The following is a 525-nucleotide window of genomic DNA, read 5'->3' as shown; positions in this document are numbered from 1 at the left end:
GGGGGGCGCCAGCGACATCGGGGCGCAGACCCGCCACGTCCTCGACGCGGTCTCGCACGTGAGCGGAGCGGGCATTGCCGCGGCGATGCGGGACGCGGCCGCGGAGTTGCACCGGAGGACCGGCCGCAGCGCGGGTAACGGGTCGCTGATGCGCACAGCGCCGGTGGCGCTGGGCTTTCTCGGCGAGCCGGAGGCGCTCGCCGAGGCCGCCCGTGCGGTCAGTGAGCTGACCCATCACGACCCGTTGGCCGGGGACGCGTGTGTGCTGTGGTGCGCGGGGATCCGCCGGGCGGTTCTCGACGGGACCTTCGACGGGGTACGCGAGGGTCTGGACCTGCTGCCCGCAGGGCGACGCGACCAGTGGTCGAGCTGGTTGACCGAGGCGGAGTCCAAGCCGCCGGAGCAGTTCCGTCCCAATGGGTTCGTGGTCGCCGCGTTGCAGGCCGCCTGGTCGGCGATCACCCACACCGAGATTCCGGACCACAATCCAGGCCACGGCAGTTTCCCCTGCCAGCATCTCGAACA

Annotated in this window: 1 protein-coding gene; it reads left to right on the top strand. The window is 72.0% G+C overall.

The annotated features are described in order from the left end of the window. On the top strand, positions 1–525 hold a 525-nt coding region (locus EAD98_RS00175; RefSeq protein ID WP_199723167.1), incomplete at both ends, for an ADP-ribosylglycohydrolase family protein.

The organism is Micromonospora sp. CV4, from assembly GCF_003667455.1.
Classification (GTDB): Bacteria; Actinomycetota; Actinomycetes; order Mycobacteriales; family Micromonosporaceae; genus Micromonospora.
The sequence above is the reverse complement of the archived record's forward strand: the minus strand, read 5'-3'. Positions and strand labels throughout refer to the sequence as shown.